Origin of the sequence: Lacihabitans sp. LS3-19 (genome assembly GCF_024343575.1) — a bacterium.
Lineage (GTDB): Bacteria > Bacteroidota > Bacteroidia > Cytophagales > Spirosomataceae > Leadbetterella.
In genome coordinates this window covers 1-19,515 of the sequence record NZ_RJUA01000013.1, presented here as the reverse complement: position 1 = coordinate 19,515, position 19,515 = coordinate 1, and the positions used below count along the sequence as shown (strand labels likewise).

Genomic DNA, 19,515 nt, shown 5'->3' with positions numbered 1-19,515 from the left:
GATTAATTCATGGCCATATTTTCATGATTTTTTAGAATTTGAAGCGAGATAAAAGGGATTTTTTATCCTATATAAACAAAACTTCAGTTTTTGCATTATTTTATAAGAAGAGACTAAGATTTCCTTTTTAAATTGATTGCTTTAGCAATGAAAATCTCATTTATCTAGCTTCGAGATGCTCTGCAGAACATATATCTAAGAGCGAAGAGATATATTTTACTTGCGGTAATAAATGATTAAAACCCAAAAATGGTGAAGAAATAGCCAATTAATAAAGGCTTTTATTTCTTTATTTCAGACATCAAAAATAAAACTTAATTTTAAGAATAATTTAACACTTAAAGGTTACCTTTCGAGTGTCAGTGTATACTTAGTATCAAAGTTCATTTACAGCGAAAACAACCAAACAGTTATATTAAAAAACAAAACATGGCTCTTTTCACCTTAAATAAGGAGAACGACGTAATTGAAAAAATAAGAAAAAACATAGATATAAATACTTGCTTAAAGTATTTATACAAAGAATTCTATAGCTTTTTGGAGCGGATGGTTTTAAACAACAGTGGTACCAGAGAAGATGCTGAGGATGTGATTCAAGAAACTTTTTTGGCTGTTTTACAAATAATCCAAAACGATAAATTCAAAGGAGAATCAAGTTTAAAATCGTTTTTGTATTCTGTAGCGAAAAACATTTGGCTGGTTAAAATAAAAAAACAAAACGCTGAACGTAACAGAGCCAATATTTGGATTGAAGACAAACCCGAATTTGAAGCTGATATTAACGAACAAATAAAAAAAAATGAGGCCTTGGAGCTGATTTCGAATGTTTTAGACAGCCTAGGCTCGGTTTGTAAAAATATTTTGAATAAGTATTATTACGAAAATTTATCGCTAAAAGAGATATTGCCTTTTACCGATTTCGAAAATGAACAGGTTTTGAGGAATAAAAAATCGAAATGTATGAAGACCCTTACCGAAAAACTTGAACAGCATCCAAAAATGAAGGAATCCTTATATAAAGCATTAAAAATATTTTAGATTAGATGGAAAAGATTGACATTTTTGATGATTACTTGAAGGACAAAATGCCCGCCAAAGAAAGGGAATTGTTTGAAATAAACTTGGCAGAGAATGGAGCTATGAAAGAAGCGTTTTTGAACTATCAAACAGCTGTTGAACTGTTGAAGTACAATGGATTAAAAAATGAAGTTAAAAAGGCCCACAGTCAATTTTCATCTCAAAAAGCAAAAAAAATCCCCTTCCTAAAAATTGCCGCAGCGATGGTATTCGGTTTGCTAAGTATAAGTACGTTTTGGATTGGAAATACAAACGGGTCAGACCTGCTGGCAGAACTACCTATACAATATATAGAACCGCAGCATAGAGGTGCAAATGAAGAAAAAGTCGAGGCGGAATTACGCTACCTCAACAAAGATTTTGATGGAGTCGTAGCAATTTTTAATTCTTCCAAAACACCAAACGAAAAACTTGATTTTCTGGCAATTATGTCTTACTACAACCTAAAAAACTATGCAAAAGCTATAGATTTAATCACTAAAATTGAAAACCAGCAACTGTCGACAAAATATGCTAATGAATATGAATTTTATATGTGTCAGAGTTTACTTGGCATAAACAAATACTCTGAAGCATTGAAAAACATAAAAAAAATGGATGAAAAAAATCCGTACAAGGCAACGTTTAATTGGAAATATATGGCAAAAATCAAGATTTTGGCTTTAAAAGAACGCCTTTTTTGATTAGCAAAATGACAAATGCCATTAAGAGAAAAAGAAGCGTAAACATCAAAATATTTCCATATTCATATGTTTTGTTTTTCTGATAACCCACATAAATTAAGTGAGACCAATACATTGGATGCCTGAACTGCACCATCATGGGGTCATTTAACAAATCCACTTTGGCCATTTGAAGTGCTTCTGAAAATTCAGTACCCTCAGACAGATGCTCATAAAAATGTTTGCTAAGGTAGGCCGTTGCAAAATCCTCTGCTTTCCATAATGACGAAATAATACTCTGACTGCCAGCCAAATAAAACCCTCTAGAGAGTCCTCTAATGCCTTCTCCTTGTAGATTTGTGTTTCCGTATGAATCGCATGCCGAAAGAAAAACCAGTTGCGTATTTTTTAGCATTCCTGCTGAAAACTCAAATAAATAAAGTTTGTCATCCAACCCACCCGAAAAACGAACGAAAGATTTCTCAGGAGCAGTAACGTTGGCTATGGCATGTGTAGCCAAATGTATAATTTGATATTTATTGGCATTTTCAAAAAATGCCTGTTTGGTGGCCTTTATGTCTTCTAAAACATTAGCCCCTTCTATTTCTTGAATCTCTTTTAAAGAATTGGGCAAAAAGTCTTTTCTAAATTTCGGTGCTGAAAAAGGAGCGAATGCCAAAATATTCCGCACTGCGACAGGTTCTTTTGAAGAAAGGATAAATTGTGCAGAAAATAAATATGAAACCGCGTGATTTTCCACCAAATATCTATTTTCCTCGTTTATTAAATACTCTGTTGGTAAACCATTGGTAAGACCATCTCCTACAAAAATAATATGACTTTTCTTCTTTATTATTTCTTGAAATGGCTTAAATAGAAATTGAAATACAGTTTTTGCTTCTTTTTGAAACCTTGAGGTATTAAAATCTACCTTCATTTTTTTGATTTCTGTCTCCAAAAGTTGCTTATCGGTAAGCTCATGAATTCTAAAATCAGACTTAGTTATACAAAAAAGTAGAGCTTTTTCACCCAAATCACAATAAGAAATTAAGACTTCATTATTCGCCAAAAAGCCTCTTAATTTTTCGATTTTCAATTTCTGATTTTCTCTAAATTTTCGGGCTTTATACGCTGGAAACTTCTCCAACTTTTCGTTGAGTTTGCCCAATTTTATCTCGGTTTCATATATCGCTGCGAGGTACTGATTAACTTGCTGTTTTTCCGTGCTATTTTCAATGTTTTTTCGAAGAGCGGCCAAAGAAATCTGAAGATTCTGTTCGGCTTTGATTAAAGAATCAGGCACATCACTTGACCTTTTTATTTGGCTTTCATTAATACTCAACGACAGCACCGTGGCCTTACTTTCTTCGCTCACTTCAAAGGCTCTCTTGGCATACTGTTGGTCATTTGTGTTTTTATAAGCCATCCACAAAATTTTCGTAAATGACTGATATTTAGGATGAATATCATCTACAATATCCAACCGAGCATCCTCTTGATTGTAAGTTTTGGAAATATTACTGGCAATTAAACTGAAAGCTTCATAAGTCCCAGTGGCACCTCTCAAATATCGCAATTCCTTGGTTTTCAAATATAATTGACCAAATACTTCGGCTTTTTCGCCCAAAATCTCTAATATAAAAAAAGAATAGAAACCATCAGAGTTATATATAGGGTTTAAGTAGATATTCTTTTGATTAAAGAAAAAATCGAGGTTTTGTAAAGCGTTCTGAAAATGCGAAAGTGCCTGAAAATTATAACCACTTTTTGCTGCTATTTTTCCTAAATAGTAATGAGCGAAACCTAAATTTGGATTTTTAGTTTTAGCCAATGAAACAGAGGTTTGAAAAAACATTTTGGCTTTTTTTAGCTCATTTAATTTAAAAAACGCCTTCCCAAGCGTATTGTAAAAAACTACTGAGTCGCCGTAATTTTTTTTGAGATAAGAAAGTGCTTTTTGTGCCTGATTCATTTCTATCAATACAGAAGCGAGGTTAATTTTGATTTGATAATCATCTGGAAATTTAACTTCCAACTGTTTCAAAATCTTGAAAGTACTATCTGGCTGATTTAAAAACTGCAAAGCTAAAGCCTGGTTGTTTTTGTTAGCAAACTCGACCGCATTTGTCAAAAAACCAGCCTTTTTAAAATAAGCCAAACTTTGTCTAAAATTGCCCGCTTCAAAAAGTAATACTCCTTTTGTATTATAGAGCCGCTCAGCCTCAGGTATTTTCGGGTATTTATCTAAAATCTTTTCGGCTTTTGAAAGATAAAAAAGGCAAGAGTCATATGCCGATTCATAATAATACAATCCACTGACATACAACAAAGAAGGAAAGCTAAGCGAATCTATTAATTGATATTTTTGGGCTACAGAAAGGCTATTTTTATAATACTTTTTGGCTTTTTGATTTTGTTCTTTTGTTTGGTAAAGCACCCCAAGTTTTTCAAGAGCACTACTCAATAGTTTGGCCTCTGCATAGTTTTTTGGGGTAATTTCGGCTACTTTTAGAAAACTCTCCACAGCTTTATTATCTGTTTCATCCGTTGGGTTTTCTTGATTAAAATAACTAAGACCTTTATTATATTCTCCTTGCAAATTTTTAATTTGTGGTTGCGAAATGGCAAGTCCAGCTAGAAAAACACAAAGAACAGAGAGATATTTAAGGTTCATCAACGAAATTAATAATTTCTGCCAACTATCACAATTTGAGGTGGACGAGGTTTTCTGAAAATCCTAAAAATACGAGCATATTTTAAGCCAGAATTTAGATTATAGTACGAATTTTGATTCTCCAACACCTTGTCTTTCAAACTTTTAGGCACATCACTCTCATTTTCGAAATAATGAAACTCCAGCTCTATACGGTTAAGGGCTTTACCACTTTTATCATCTAATCTATAGAAAAGTTTCAGCTTTTTTGTGGAGCCGTTTTTCGGACTAGGACCGAAGAGCCCTTTGCGAATTGAATTATCAAGTACAATTTTACCATCAATTTTAGAAATATCCAATCCTTGGGCAATCACCTGTTGGCCAGGTAGTGGCTCGTCTAGTGTTCCGTTACCGTTGTCATCGTCTTCGTCATCGTCAAATTCCGAGGTGCGAGTATTTACTCCAGGAATGGCAAAGGCTGGGTTATTGTTATATATTGGAGCAGCTATTTTTTCATTTTTATCCAATAAGTAAATTTTACTTAAGTAGTCCACACCCGAAATAGTGAGGTGTGTAAAACACGTATCCTTTGTGTTTTTTGGAATAAAAAATACAGTATATCTAAGGCCTGATTCACTTTTTGTAACGTTTATTTCACCGTGCGATTCATTTATCTCGAGCCCTTCTGGGTATGCTCCGTACTCTCCATCATGTTTCATTAAAGGCTTTATTTTAAGATCGTCATTTTGATTATCTAAGAAAAAAAGCGTGTCGCTATAGGCTATTAGATTGCAACTTGGATGGATAGCTGCTCCATTTCCAGACTGCGTAGATCCCTGACCTGTAGTGTTTTGATTATTATTTTGGGAACTAGAATTTGTGTTATCATCTGGCAAAATATCATCATTAGTAAAGTTGGGATTGCAAGCAAACACCCAAACGGCTAGCACTAATAATAATATTTTCACATGTTTATTCATTAAAATCTGGGAGTTTTTATATGGTTACGGTTTAAAACAAACGAAGGTTGCAAAAAAATAATTTTAAATTCTGATTACATTTTTAAATGCAGCTCATACTTAGTTATGAAAATCAATTATCACTTTAAATTAAATTAATATTATGAAAACATTCAGATTTTGTGGCCTTGCTATTTTAACCTTAATAGTCTTATCGTTTACTTCGTGTGAAGATTCTTCCATCATTCCCGACGACAGTTCAGCTGTTTTTTCAGGAATAGAAAATGCTTCAGGTGATGGTGTCAAGGTATCTTCGAGTTCTTTGCCAGCTGTAATAACTCAGTACATTAACACCAACTATCCTGGCAAAACTATAACAAAGGCTGAAAAATACTTGACAAAATTTGAGGTTACATTGTCGGATTTGACCAAGCTTGAATTTAGTCTTTCTGGTGCTTTCATAGAGGTTTCGGGAAGTAACAAAAAGGACACAAAAGTATCTGACGACACCATGGCCGCTCTACCACAGGTAATTTTGGACTATATTGCCAAAAACTACCCAGGCATAAATATTGTAAAAGCGGAGAAATCAGCTAACAAGTACGAGGTGAAACTAAGCAACCGAATAAGGTTAGATTTTGATCTAAACGGTAAACTATTACGTGTGAGAACTTGGTAATCAAAAGGAGCGTCGGCTCCTTTTATTTTTATCATAAAATACTTTTCGACGTATTTTAGACTTTGAATGGAAATGGGTACAATTTGTAGTTCTATTGAAAATAATTCAACATTATTTTTTTGTCAAAAAAGAAAAAAAGCTTAAAAATTATTTATAAAAATTGATTTGAAAAACCCCATTCATCTTGTTCTGACATGCCTTTTGTAGAATTTTTAAGAGTGCTGCTTCAAAACTTATAGCTATACCCTACCCTAATTACCTGCGTTTCATAATAGTCTTGGCTGGTATAATTAAATCCTTGCCCAATAATTTCCTTTTTGATAATCATGGTATTTAGTAGGTCGGTAGCATTGCAAAACAATTCGCCTTTACCGTTTTGAATGGTCTTTTTTATACCCAAGTCCAATGAAAACCTAGATTGGATTTTACCCTGAGGAATAATATCAGGTGCTAAATAGATGGCTGACAATTGGGCATCGATACCATTTTGAAAACGAAAAGTATTGTTGAGCTTTAGGCTTCCCGAAAAAACCTCCTTCTGTTCGGCTGAAAAAGTATGAGTAACCGGATATTTGTTGGTAACTGTAAATGCGTCGATTTGATTTCGATATGCGTTGAGGTTAAAATTTAAAGCGTAAACTTTGGATACTTTCTGAGCCAAAACCATCTCAATACCAGTATTATAGCTCTTGTTTACGTTTTGAAAAGTAGCATAAATTATGTTGCTACCCGGCACAGTACTCGAAATCCTAGTTATGGTACCATCAGCAAATCTGTGATAAAGGGCATTGTACAAACTCCCACTCTCCCAATTGGTTTTGTATCCCAACTCCACTGAATTGGTAAACTGCGGCCCAAGGGCCGGATTTCCCACTTTGATGATTTCGGCGTCGTCATATTTAGGGAAAATTCGAATATCTACTTCATTGGGTCTGTCAACTCGTCTGTTATAAAACACCGATAGCTTGTTGTTGTCGTTTATTTTGTAAGCCAAGCGTAAATTTGGAAATGGCTGCGAGTAATTATAGCCATCGCTTTTGTATACTATATGTTCTGGATTTACGTCATATTGGATTTTTACATATTCCAACCTAAGGCCCAACTCGGCTTCCCATTTTTTGTTTTCAAAAACATAGTTGCCATACACCGCCGGAATAATCTCATTGTAGGTAGCCCAACCACCTGCATTGACGTCGATTACTGAATTGGTGCCGGGTATAAACAACATATTGGTGGGAATATTTCTGTTGCGGAGTTTTACACCAGTTTCTATTCGACCGTATTTGAGGGGTTTTATGTAGTCTATGTTGAAATCATAAACTTGCTCATCAGACAAAAGTTTGAAAGCGTCTGTTCCTGTGCTTGTGGACAAAATATTGTCGTAAAAGTATTTTTCGTCTTCTCTGTGAAAGGTATAATTGAAGCCGATATTGAGCAAATGTCCAGCTTCTTTAAATTTGTGTTGAAAGTTTGCTGTGGCCATAAATGTGGTTTTAAGTTCATCTTCCAAAAACTGCCAAAGTCGCAAACGGCCGGATAAATCGCCATTAAAAAACGGTTGATCGCCACGGTCTATAATTTTTTCGCCTCCGTAAAGTCCCGAAATCGTAAATGAGTTTTGCTCGTTTATCGTATAGTCTATGCCTGTTTTTATGGTAGTAAAGTGTGTATTCCTGTTACGTTTCAGCTGTGAATTTATGATGTCGCCATTGTCGTAATTACGGGTAACAAACTCGTTTTTGTTGAGGGTTTCGGTGTATAAATAATCTCCCTGAAAAAACAGATTGACTTTCTCTTTTCTATAATTAAGCGATACGCTTGGGTTTATTTTAGGTGTGAAAGTATACTGAGGCCTGATATTGGGCAGGTTTTCTCGCCTGACCCAAAGTGAACCTAAGCCTGTCGTAAATCCAATTTTACCATTGATGCCTTCTTTTTTGTTTTGTTTATAAATGATATTAATAATGCCGGCATTGCCATTGGCATCATATTTAGCAGAAGGATTATTGATAATTTCTATTTTTTCGATGGCAGATGCAGGAATATTATCCAAACCGGTCTGACTTCCGAAACCGGTCAAGGCTGTTTGTTTGCCATCTATAAGAACCGTTACTTTGTCGCTTCCACGTAATAATACTTTACCGTCTTGTACGGTTACGCTTGGCAGATTTTGCATGGCTTGTAAAACAGAGCCTCCACTTTGGCTGATATTATCTTTAAGTGAAAATGTCTTTTTGTCCATTTTTTCACTAATTTCTTCGGCCTTTCCAGTGACCACGAGGGCATTCAAAGCTTTTTCTGATTCTTCTAATTCGATAGCTTTAATGTCCAAAAACTGTGTTAGATTTCCGACATATAACGTCTGTTTTTTAGTAAAATACCCAATATAAGATACTTCTAAAAGGTACAAGCCAGATTTTATCTTTGATAATGAAAAACGTCCTCCTTCGTCAGTAACTGTTCCTTGTACAAAACTGCTGTCTTTTTCAATTTTAAGAACTACATTTCCAAATGGCAAACCAGCTTTGGTTTTTTGGTCAACTACAATACCAGAAACGGTTACCGAACCTTGGGCTATTGCACCCGAAACCCATAAAAATAGAAAACTAGAATTCAGAATTGTTTTAAAGCTCATTGAGAAGGGAAATGAAATGAATTGCAATATTAGTAAAAATAACTTTCTACAAACTTGCTTATATTTGAAAAACGTTTTTTAAGTTGAATAGTATTCCTTTAGTGATTTTAATTGGGAATAGAATACTTAGTTTTTCATTCGAAATATTGAAAGTTTAAATCCTAAAAAGTAGGTGGGATTTAAGATAACAAAATCAGTATCACCAAAAGACTTAAATACAATAATGTATAACCTCATTGAAATGAGTTATGTTTGTTTAAACCTTTAGCTTTTTGCCCCCCCTTAATTCTTCCAAATGGGAATATTGATAAAGCTTTCATTATGCCATTTTATTTGAAGGGGTTTGCCTGCATCCATAATTGTTTCGTCCGAAACTGGTTTTCCAGAGCCATAATTTATAATTTCAAATGGATGCTTGTTAATATTTAGTAATACAACTAGGCGACTTCCTTCACTAATTTTTTTGCTTACAAATCGGGTATTATCAAAAGGAATGCTTTCTTTTTTATTTGATTTAAGCAGTTGTCTTTTCGAATTATCTTTAGCATAACTTGCTCTGCCAACATAACGCGTTAAGAAAAAATATTTTCCATCTGGCATTTGTTCATATAATGCCATCGAAACATCCATATCTTTTTTGTTTATAGTTGTAAATAAATTCCCAGTAAAAGAGCCATTTATAGTGAATTCTGTACCAATTGGTTCGGTTTTAAAAATTAAACCATTGCTTGCATCAAGAGAGTCAAAAATAATTTCAGGAGTATAATAATTGTTTTGGTTTTCCCTATTTTTAAAATCTACTGTTTGTTTTTTGTATGCTTTCTTTTTTGGCTTTTTACTTAGCAATAGTTCGTGGTCTAAATAGAAGGTCAAGGTGTCATTATTAATTGCTTGCAATGAAGGTGCGTGTTTCCATGTATTTGTTCCCATTACCTGATAATTTACCTTGTCTTTAAGTAATTCAGGTTTGGGTTGGTCTTTTAAAATATAGTCTAGCCATTGAAAGGCCAATTCTCTCATATTGATATTAGCAACACTATCAATTTCATAGCCCATAAGGTTTTTTTGTGGTTTGCTTTGCCCACCCCAATGATCATAAGGACCAATCACAAAATAATGGTTAGCTTTTTTGTTGTAATTATTATGTAGCTTAAAATATTCAATAGCACCAATTTGTGAACCGTCATAATAACCTGTGGTAGAAAGAATTGGGATATTAATTTTTGAATATTCTTGAGGTGTTGGAACCATAGCTTGCCAATAGGAATCGTAATCTGGATGTTGTAACCATTTCTGAAAAATTGGATTGGGCTGATTTCCTAAACTATCTAAACTTCTAAATGAAGTTCCACTATTAAACCATTCAAAAACTAAACCTCTGTCGTAGAGTTTATTTTTGTAAATATTATCGTTTGCCCAACCTAAAATATTACCATAAGGTACGTTGTTTTCCATGGGAGCATCAAAACCTGGCATAACTGCTACTTGAGGAACTATGGTTTTTAAGGCAGGATGAATATGCTTAACTGTTGCCCATTGCGAATATCCAGTATAACTTCCTCCAAACATTCCCACTTTTCCATTACACCAAGATTGTTTACTTATCCAATCAATAATATCATAAACATCAGTCCCCTCATGTTCGTAAGGTGCATATTCTTTTAAATCTGACCGAATTCCACGAGCATAAGCTACAATTCCTATATAATCTCTCTCAGCTGAAAGCTTGGCAAAAAAATCATCAGTTTTACCTTGATAATAGGTAGTATAAAAAAGAACAACTGGCAAAGGTTGAAAATTTGTCCTTTTGTGGACGATAGTTGCAGAAATGTCAATACCACTTCTTGTCGGTATCAAAACACTATCTTGAACGGTGTATTCAGCACCATTTTGCATAGCTGTTTGGGCATAAATTGTAGTATAGCAGGAAAATAGAATAAAGAATAATAAAAAATACTTCATCATATTAAAAATTTAGCTTAAAAATAGCTGGAATTGAAACGCCATCAAAATGGTTTGTTAAACCCCAAAATGTACATCCTAAATAGATTAAGGCAAAAGTTAAAATTAATAAAGACTGTTTTTCAGGAGAAAAACCTAATAAATGATATTTCATTTTTTTGCGATGAATAGCAGCAATGTGAGCAAAAAAAGAAAAAATGGCAAATAAATAGTAAGGAACAAAGAAAAAGTAAAATGGAAAAGTATTTAATCCCGCTACTCCAAAGTAAAAATTGGTGTCTAGTTTTAAAAACAATCTACCTATTATAACCGCAGAAACATGAATAAGTAAGAAAAAAGCCAAATAGATCCCAGACCAATGATGAAGTTGATCGAAAAAGGAACTCAAAACGTTTTTAAATACCATTAGTTTAATGCCGCTGAAAATTTGAATAATTACAGCTAAAAGCAAAAGCGACTCAATTATTAGATTTCGATAAACTAAGCGAAATGAATCCATCATTTCAATATGTGCCTCGGCTCCAAATATGCTCCAGAAGTGGTTAAATAAATGAAAACCAACAAAAACACTTAAAACTAAACCTGAAAAATAATGAAGCTTTTTGGTCATTAAGGTATTATTTATATCCTTCGAATTCAAAATAAAATTATTGGTTATTGAATAGCTTAATTCTAGAGTTGAGCACCCCAATTTCCCTACACTCTCCATTGCCAGGGAATATTTTTTTTAGTTTTGCACAGTTTTATTTGATATTTAGCTCACAATAATTAGATTTTTTTAAGACTAATTTCATTTTAAACCGAAAATATCCCTTTGAATAATTTGCTTTATTGTTTTTTGACCTTCAAAAGTTTATTAATAAAATAAGAGCCATTGGCATAAACTGGATGGGAAAGTTTGTCTTCAGAAAAAACACTTAAGCCTGTTAATACAAGGGTATCTCCTATAAAAGTGCATTTAAATTTGGCCTCCCCATTGACAAACATTGGGTGCATAGCGAAAATTGCCTTCGTTGTAAGAATTGAATCTTTTAATTCAAAAGTACCTGTATTAATGATTGATAGGTTAAAACGCTGCAATTTCTCTGTATCACCTAAAAACCAATCTTTGAGCTTTGTGGTGTCACTTGTCCAACAAAAACTATAATTATCTTTTGAAAATATAACATGGCTTTGGTGTGGAATTGTAGAAAAAGAAGACCCGTCTGCTCTAATAGTTTTCACCTCTGCAATGGTCCACGTTCCTTCTATTAATATTTTGTCTTTTTTAACAAAACTTAGTATTATCATTGAGGTTAATAAGGCCAAGCCTATTTTAATAAAACTTTGTTTTTTCATATATCATTTTTTTTAAATTGTTAATTAACAGCATTTTAAATGCAAATTTGAGTTGTATTTTTTTTTCTTTTTAATACTTATGAAATGGATACACAAATACTTGTATTCATATTTAATAGATTTCAAAACGGCTGAGAAAGTTAGAATAAATTACCTAAATTTAATAGTCAAGTTTCAAGCGTCTTTTTATAAAAATAGATCAAAAGTTCAGTTTTGGCCCTTTGCTATTTTAATTTCCTTCAATAACTCAGCTAATGGTTTTGTCTTATTTCTCCGTCTTTCCTCATCAGTTGTTTTTTCAATAATAGGACTCCAAAAAAGCTTTTTCTTTTCTTCGTCCCAATACTTCTGAGTCCCATATTTTTGAATTCCTGTCGTAAAAACCAAATAGCGATCAATAAGTAGTGATAGTAATAATACTTCCTCCAAATCCATTTTTGGCTATACACTAGGCTAAATAATAGTATCCAGGACCAAGACTTTTTAGTTTTCCATCACAAAGTATTGCATCGGTATTTTGCCGTAAAATAGCAGCATTAAACTTATCCTTTTTGGTGATAACTTTTCTGTCAGCCAATAATTCAAACGCCCGTAATCGGTGTTTTTCGTCAATTTCACTTGTAAAACCCTCATAAAAATACTCTCTTATTTTTTGGTTAACGATCATCATTTCTTCTAATTCGGTGTTGTTTAATTCAGGTTCACTTGGCTTTGATTGAGCAAAACTAAATGCCAATACCTAATTGAATATTTGTACTAAAATTGATGTTTTCATAAATTGAATTTTAAAATTAAAAACAGTAAATAATTTACCAAAGAACTATAATCTGATAGGCGAAATATTAATTTCATAAAATTGGTTAACTGTCCATGCTAAATTCAGCGTCAATACTTAAAATATAGAACTATATTCAAAATATTAAAAAGAAATTCTATAGCTAAGATTTGGAACTATAATAGCCTCTCGATGTTCTTCTACAAGCTGGGTTTTATAGTTAAAGCGAAAATCATAAAACTCATGGTATTGACCTACATTTAGAACCTTCAGTGCTATTTCCCGAGTGGTTTTTGGCTTATTTACCCTGTATGAAATAGTTAAATGGGAGACTGTAGAGGCCGAAAGTTGATTTTCAAATGCCCTCGTTTCATCAAAAACCACAGTTTGCATTCGACTTGATGTGATTACGTTGATAGGAGAATATCTATCACCCCCTTGGAAACTCACCCGCCCATTTATCCCCAAAGATTTTTGATTTGAATTTCCAAAAACGATTTCTTTACCGATTAAAAGGTTAAAAACGTAATTCCTATTGAATCGGGTATTTCTCCAAACATTATCGCCCCCAGTATATTGAGAATTAAATAAAGAAGACGTGACTGTATAATACCAACCTTTGGTAAGGTACTTATCAAGGCTAATATCTATTCCATAGTTTCTTCCTTTCCCAGTATTTTGAAGTTTTTCATTAAAAAACCAATCATTGACTAAATTCAAAAAAGAATATGAACTGTCTTTAATTACGGGCACATTATATAAACTTTGGAAATACGATTCAACTTTTAGATGTAAGCTTTCTGAAATATTAAAATCATAACCCAGCACTAGATGATGTGCTTTTGTGAAATCCATATTTTTATTTACTAACTCACTGTTATTCAGTTGGTCTTTTGCAAAGTAGTAGTTTATTTTCTCCAGTCGGCTATGCAATCCATAACCAAAACTTAACTGATGTATAGGATTGACTCGGTATTTAAATCCCAAACGTGGCTCTATTGTATAATTATTATTTAAAGTAAAAAACTGGGAACTTACGCCCATATTTATGAATAATTTATCTGAAATATTAAATGAAGAATTGGTATAAGCGTTTAGTAAAAAACTACTTCCGTTTTCATTCGATATCGATTCCATATTTTGCCCCACTCTTTTATTAAGCAATAGATCATACCTTAAATTGGTAAAGACTATTCCGGTTTTATTGGTGTGTTTAGCATTGAATTTTGAATTGATATACGTGGTATATATAAAGTTTGTCAAAGTAGTTTTCACATTGCTTTCAGGCCTAAGATTACCACTCTTTTGCAGTTCGTTTATGCTAAAATCAAAGCCATTGGAAGTAGCAGCCAAAGTAGATTTTAAATATACACGGTCATTGATAAAATATTTATGTCCAACTCCAAAAGCACCCATGTATAAGCTTATATCTTGAGACTGCCTATCGTCAATCGACTCCCAATTCAAAGTATCTGATTTGGCTGTAATGCCGGTATAATCTTTTAAAGCAAGTCCCCAAACAGAAAAGGTACCCGCTTTTTTTGATGGCAAATTGAACTTAAAAGACAAGTCCTGATATTTTACACCATTTCCTCCTCCTTCTGGCAAAATTGGGGTTAAAAGTGCTAATGTAGAATAACGATAATTAACAATATAAGAGGAAAGCCCATCTTTTTTCAATGGTCCTTCAGAAGCGAAGTCTATACCTGTTATGCCAATCTGAAAAGTATTTTCTCTATTTAGATTGTTTCCTTTTCGCATTGAAATATCAAAAACACCAGATAGAGCGTTACTGTATTCAGCTGGAAATGCCCCCGTAAAAAAATCAGAATTTGCGAGGGTATTGCTACTCAATGCCGACAAAACGCCTCCTCCAAATGCCGCATCGTCAGCAAAATGGTTAGGGTTTGATATTTCAACTCCTTCAAATTTCCACTGGAGAGACTTCGGACTGTTTCCCCTTACAACGATTCCATTATTTCCGACATTGCTACTTACACCAGCAAATGCCGATACCAACCTTGCAGGATCATCAAATCCTCCAGCAAAACGTCTCGCTTCTTCAACACTTAACATTTTGGCACTAACCGAAGCTGTAGAATTTAAAGGTTCTTCTTTACTAACTCTCGGCCTTACCGTAATTTCTTTTAAAGTGGCTCGTTTTTCTCTTAGTTGAATATTCAAAAATGTTTCTTTTGCCGAAATAACAACAATTTCATTTGCTAAAAATGACTCATATCCTACCGAAGATACCAAAATACTGTGATTACCAATAGGTACGTTTTTTAAATGAAAATTCCCTAAACTATCAGATTGTGTTCTAATATTTAATGAATTAATGGAAACATTAGCAAAGGCAATGGGTTGATTTGAAGAAATATCCAAAACCACTCCTCTTATAGATTGGGCATAATGTTGACAATAAATGTTTGTCGAAAACAAAATAAATAATGAAATTCTAGCTAACATAAACCTTGATTTAATGTGATAATATTCACAAAGGTCAGGTTATGCTCTATTATGCACAATACTGAAAAATCAGTATGGGTTAATTTACTAGCCCATACTTAGAAGCAAAAACTATTGCTTCTAAGGAATTATTGGCCCCTAGTTTTTCAAGGTATCTTTGGCGATGGGTATTTACAGTGTGTACACTTATTGAAAGCTTATCGGATATTTCTTTACTTAAAAGCCCTTCTTTTACATATTTCAAAATTTCGATCTCTCTTGGAGTTAACTCTATTTGAGCTTTGGGAATATCTTCTAAATTTGTTATTTTTCCAGACCGGTAGTTAAGCAATTGACTTTTGGCACCTTCAAACTCATCTTGATTGGGCGAAACATCCACAATATTCATCATTAGCCAAATTTGCCCTTTTTGATCCAATTCAAGAATCTGATATTGCTCTATTAATCTAACGTACTCATTTTTAGCATTTAGCATTCTGTATTCACTAATAAGCTTATGATTTAGCTTTTCTTGATTATCAATATTATTCAATATTTTCAAGAAAGAAATTCCGTTCAAACTACACTTTAAAATATCCTCAGCATGAATTTTTTGAGCAAAAAACTCTTGCCCTTTTTCGGCATAATCTGACAAATTATAACCTAGTAGTCCACCAAAATTAGAAGAATAAAAAATAAATTCTCTTTTATTTAGATCAAAAATACCGGTTCCTGAATTTCCTATTTCAGATAAAACTTGTAATGATTTCGTATGTTTCTCAACCTTTTGATAGTCGAGTGTATCCTCTTCATAGCCAAAAGTTAAAAGATATTTAAAAAAAACCTCAGCTATATTATTTGATCCTTCCATAAATTTTTTAATCAATTGGCAATATAGGGTAGAAAATCAAAAATAGTATCAATTACCTTTTAATAAGCAAATGAAGGAATTTTCCAATGTGTATTTGTTCATTTTCGACTTTTCTCTAACACCTTCCAAGTAAAAACGGGATTCGTTATGTTTTTTTACATTTTTAATGAAAAAAAATTACTGGCGTACGACTAAATAAAAAAACCTATTATAATTATTTGAATATTAAACCCTTTCAGGTTATTTTATTGGAATGGGGGGCATTTTTATAATAATAACATCACCCCTTCGGGTTTTCAATTGTTTATGAATTGTAAATTCAATTTTTAGTATTTACTCGAATGCTAATAAAAAAATTAAAGAATTAATGTCTGATGAATTCAGCTTTACCTAAGCCTTTATCAATAAATCATTTACAAGCTATAAGATAACTAAATGGAAATTAACTAATTAGAGAATTTTAAAAAAATGAAGAGTGTAAAAAAGCAATTTTTTATTCTTATGAAAATTCTACGACATGAATTACTGTTTTATACTTAATATCCGCCATTTCTCAGAGGTGGAATCATAAATAAGTGTAACTGCACCTTCACCAAATATTTGTTCGTCGGCAGTGGGAAGTCCTGGAGGGAAACCCGTAATGATTTGGTTTGCACTAGCACTTGAAGCATTTTCATTTTTAATAGTTAAACTACTCACTGATGCTGTAGTATAAATATACAAAATAGTGCCGTCTGGTCCGGCTTCAATACCAGTGAGTGTGACAGCTCCAGCACTACTAAATCTTATTACCGATTTGTTGTTTCTTGCGAAATTATTCAGTTGACCCGTACTGTGGCTCGAGGTTTTACTGCTTAGAGCAAAATCACCCCCAACAGCAAGTTTTACGGTAGGGAGACCGTCGGCTATCCCAACATTTCCATTGGGTAAAATCTTCATTTTTTCTCCATTATTGATTTGAAAAGAAATATTGCCGTTGTCGAAATTATTAAAGTTGGCATTGGTGGCATCCATATTTATCTCAAATCCATCTGTTGGGCCGTCGCCTCCGGTTTCTTCAGTGAGTCTGATGGTGGGGTTTGTTGCTCTAACATGAAGCTGGGTATTGGCAACCAAATTCCCAATCATAAGCCTGTTAGCGAATACAGTACCATCTAAATCGATAGTTGATGCATTTACCTTAAACAAATTTGAATTAAAAAAAGCATCACCTTCTACGTGGAGTTTATTTAAAGGAATTGTCGTGCCAATCCCGATATTTCCAAGTGAATCAATTACCATTCGATTGGCATTGTTTAAGGTTCTAAACTGTAGCATTTTATTTTGTGTGTAAATTATCCCACCACTTGTACTTCCTTTATCAGGCCGTCCAAACAATATTCCTGATTCTTTGTTATTTGGAACGCCAAACCCTAAATAAAATGCATTATTATTTTCAAAAAAAACATGGCCATTGGGGTGTGGTGTTACTCCACTATTGCCATTGTTAGCCCCCATTACATGCAATCTTTTTTTAGGATCATACGTACCAATACCTACACCGAGGTCTGTATCTAAATGAAGAATTGGGCTGATGGAAGAGTTTGTCAATTTATCGAAAGTGAAACTTTTGGCAGTATTAAAAAAAAAGTTATCACTGAAAGAGGACATCGCTGCGTAATCTGGCCCAAAATCGATACTTGATATTCTTGTACCTAAGCCCGTTAAACCTCGATCAATATAGAAATCAAAAATGCCAAAGCTATTTTTGGTGGACATAAAACCGTAATTCCTATTGTCAGTTTTGACTTGCAAACCAGGAGTGTTCAAGTCATTGGCTGGAACCAATTCAATAGATTGAGAATAAACTTTTAGAAATCCAATAGTTGAAAGAGCAATTACAATTAGGTATTTTTTCATAATAAATGTTTTATTTTAATTTTCACATCCTTCTATCTTCGCCTCAAAAACTGCCCCTTTTTTGACCTCGAATATACCCTGTTGACCATCCATAAGAATAGACTTCTCTGAAATGAGTGAAAGAGTAGAGCCTTGATTAGAAATAATATTAGCCTCAATTGTGCCAGTTGTCTTTTTAGTTAAACTAGCAGAATTTAAATTATCGTCAGGACTTGATAATAATATATTTCCTGTTGCGTAATCAGATCCGATTTCAAACGATTTGTTTACAAAGCAACCTTTTGAGTCAGTTAGTGTACAAGTCCAGGTTAAGTTCTGAAGTCCACTAACGCTTGGAGTACCATCTCCTACAGGATTTCCCGGTGTCCAATTAAAAGCGTAAGGACCAGTGCCTCCTCCAAAAGACAAAATACTTGCTGTACCATTTGATCCATTTGGACAAGATGTATTGGTAAACTCAGAAGCACTTATATTTAATAAAGTAGGTTGAAAAATCGTAAAATTTTGAATCAAAACTGTACCCTGAGCATCGGTAACGGTGCATGTCCAATTATCTGCCGTTAGCCCAGATACCGATGAGGTCCCATCACCAACAGGATTTCCGGGTGTCCAATTAAAACTAAAGGGTGCTTTTCCCCCAACTAGGCCTACCGATGCGGCACCATCTTCTCCCCCAAAACAGGAAACATTGGTTTGCGTTGTATTATCTATTTTGAGCTTTTCGACAATTTCAAAGGTTACAGAGCCCGTGCATCCTTGGGAATCAAAGGCATGGCATGTCCAAGTTCCTTGATTTAAACCACTTACAGATAAAGTACCATCTCCTATGGGATTACCAGGTGTCCAATTATAAGAATAAGGAGGTGTGCCTCCATTGGGCAGATTTGCAACAGCAGCTCCATCTGACGCTCCAAAAAACGAAACATTGGTTTGTTGGGAGCGAGATAACGTTATAGCTGTAGCTTGACTAATGGAAAAAATTGCAATTGCAGTTGTTCCTAACGCATCAGAAACAGTACAAGTCCACGTTCCAGCCGATAAGCCAGAAACACTTTTTGTACCATCTCCAACTGGATTTCCGGGTGTCCAATTGTAAGAATATGGAGCTGTTCCACCTTCTGCTTCATTTACAGATGCTGTAGCATTTGAACCACCAAAACAACTCACATTTGTTTGGCTGGCAGCATTTAGAGTTAATGGTGATCCAATAGCGACGCTCAGTGTTTTTATACAACTTTTCGAATCTGTAATTGTGCAAGTGTATGTGCCTACTGTTAAATTGCTTATAGCCGGAGTTCCATCGCCAGAAGGATTTCCTGGAGTCCAATTGTAGATATATGGAGAAGTACCTCCTGTGGCAAGAGTTATTTCTGCTGCTCCATCACTTGCAGACTGCGAACTTGCATCAGTTTTAGACAAAACAGTACTTGTTAACAAAGAAGGCTGAGAGATAGTAAACAAACTGGTTGCAGTATTTCCGATTGCATCGGTTACAGTGCATATCCACGTTCCTGCCGATAAGCCCGAAACACTTTTTGTACCATCTCCAACAGGATT

General features: G+C 33.9%; 15 protein-coding genes. 3 read left to right on the top strand and 12 right to left on the bottom strand.

Annotated features, from left to right (window positions below):
• Positions 1-429: 429 nt before the first annotated feature.
• Together EGI22_RS10960 and EGI22_RS10955 are read left to right on the top strand one after the other, a co-directional pair.
• Positions 430-1,038, top strand: a complete 609-nt coding sequence (locus tag EGI22_RS10960) for an RNA polymerase sigma factor (protein WP_255068403.1) — start codon at positions 430-432, stop codon at positions 1,036-1,038.
• A gap of 5 nt (positions 1,039-1,043) precedes the next feature.
• Positions 1,044-1,760, top strand: a complete 717-nt coding sequence (locus tag EGI22_RS10955) for a hypothetical protein (RefSeq protein ID WP_255068401.1) — start codon at positions 1,044-1,046, stop codon at positions 1,758-1,760.
• Here EGI22_RS10955 and EGI22_RS10950 read toward each other — a convergent pair.
• Together EGI22_RS10950 and EGI22_RS10945 are read right to left on the bottom strand one after the other, a co-directional pair.
• The gene (locus EGI22_RS10950) at positions 1,726-4,413 is read right to left on the bottom strand and encodes a CHAT domain-containing protein (RefSeq protein WP_255068400.1); all 2,688 of its coding nucleotides are present in this window, start codon (positions 4,411-4,413) and stop codon (positions 1,726-1,728) included. The two genes, EGI22_RS10955 and EGI22_RS10950, sit on opposite strands and share 35 nt — an antisense overlap.
• 8 nt (positions 4,414-4,421) lie before the next feature.
• On the bottom strand, positions 4,422-5,372 hold the full coding sequence (locus EGI22_RS10945; protein ID WP_255068398.1) for a hypothetical protein: 951 nt from the start codon (positions 5,370-5,372) through the stop codon (positions 4,422-4,424).
• Positions 5,373-5,514: 142 nt separating this feature from the next.
• Here EGI22_RS10945 and EGI22_RS10940 point away from each other — a divergent pair, with 142 nt between their 5' ends.
• A complete protein-coding gene (locus tag EGI22_RS10940; RefSeq protein WP_255068397.1) occupies positions 5,515-6,030 on the top strand; it encodes a PepSY-like domain-containing protein in 516 nt (171 codons plus the stop codon).
• Positions 6,031-6,256: 226 nt separating this feature from the next.
• On the opposite strand, the gene EGI22_RS10935 is transcribed toward EGI22_RS10940, so the two are convergent.
• The 10 genes from EGI22_RS10935 to EGI22_RS10890 all read right to left on the bottom strand — a co-directional run.
• Positions 6,257-8,665, bottom strand: a complete 2,409-nt coding sequence (locus EGI22_RS10935; RefSeq protein WP_255068395.1) for a TonB-dependent receptor — start codon at positions 8,663-8,665, stop codon at positions 6,257-6,259.
• A gap of 282 nt (positions 8,666-8,947) precedes the next feature.
• Positions 8,948-10,630 carry a CocE/NonD family hydrolase gene (locus EGI22_RS10930; RefSeq protein WP_255068394.1) on the bottom strand — a complete coding sequence of 561 codons (1,683 nt, stop codon included), beginning with the start codon at positions 10,628-10,630 and terminating at the stop codon, positions 8,948-8,950.
• A gap of 1 nt (position 10,631) precedes the next feature.
• Positions 10,632-11,237, bottom strand: coding sequence for a hypothetical protein (locus EGI22_RS10925; RefSeq protein ID WP_255068393.1), 606 nt, complete (start codon positions 11,235-11,237; stop codon positions 10,632-10,634).
• A gap of 218 nt (positions 11,238-11,455) precedes the next feature.
• Positions 11,456-11,965, bottom strand: coding sequence for a hypothetical protein (locus EGI22_RS10920; protein WP_255068392.1), 510 nt, complete (start codon positions 11,963-11,965; stop codon positions 11,456-11,458).
• A gap of 207 nt (positions 11,966-12,172) precedes the next feature.
• The gene (locus EGI22_RS10915) at positions 12,173-12,400 is read right to left on the bottom strand and encodes a hypothetical protein (RefSeq protein WP_255068391.1); all 228 of its coding nucleotides are present in this window, start codon (positions 12,398-12,400) and stop codon (positions 12,173-12,175) included.
• Positions 12,401-12,413: 13 nt separating this feature from the next.
• Positions 12,414-12,701, bottom strand: coding sequence for a hypothetical protein (locus EGI22_RS10910; RefSeq protein WP_255068390.1), 288 nt, complete (start codon positions 12,699-12,701; stop codon positions 12,414-12,416).
• A 183-nt stretch (positions 12,702-12,884) separates the two neighbouring features.
• A complete protein-coding gene (locus EGI22_RS10905; protein ID WP_255068389.1) occupies positions 12,885-15,209 on the bottom strand; it encodes a TonB-dependent receptor in 2,325 nt (774 codons plus the stop codon).
• A 79-nt stretch (positions 15,210-15,288) separates the two neighbouring features.
• Positions 15,289-16,059 (bottom strand): LuxR C-terminal-related transcriptional regulator, encoded by a 771-nt coding sequence (locus tag EGI22_RS10900; RefSeq protein ID WP_255068388.1) that lies wholly within the window; start codon positions 16,057-16,059, stop codon positions 15,289-15,291.
• A 522-nt stretch (positions 16,060-16,581) separates the two neighbouring features.
• Entirely contained in the window at positions 16,582-17,958 is a 1,377-nt protein-coding gene (locus tag EGI22_RS10895) for a hypothetical protein (RefSeq protein WP_255068387.1), read from the bottom strand.
• A gap of 15 nt (positions 17,959-17,973) precedes the next feature.
• Positions 17,974-19,515, bottom strand: a 1,542-nt coding sequence (locus tag EGI22_RS10890; RefSeq protein WP_255068386.1) for a SprB repeat-containing protein, incomplete at its 5' end; no start/stop codon positions are given.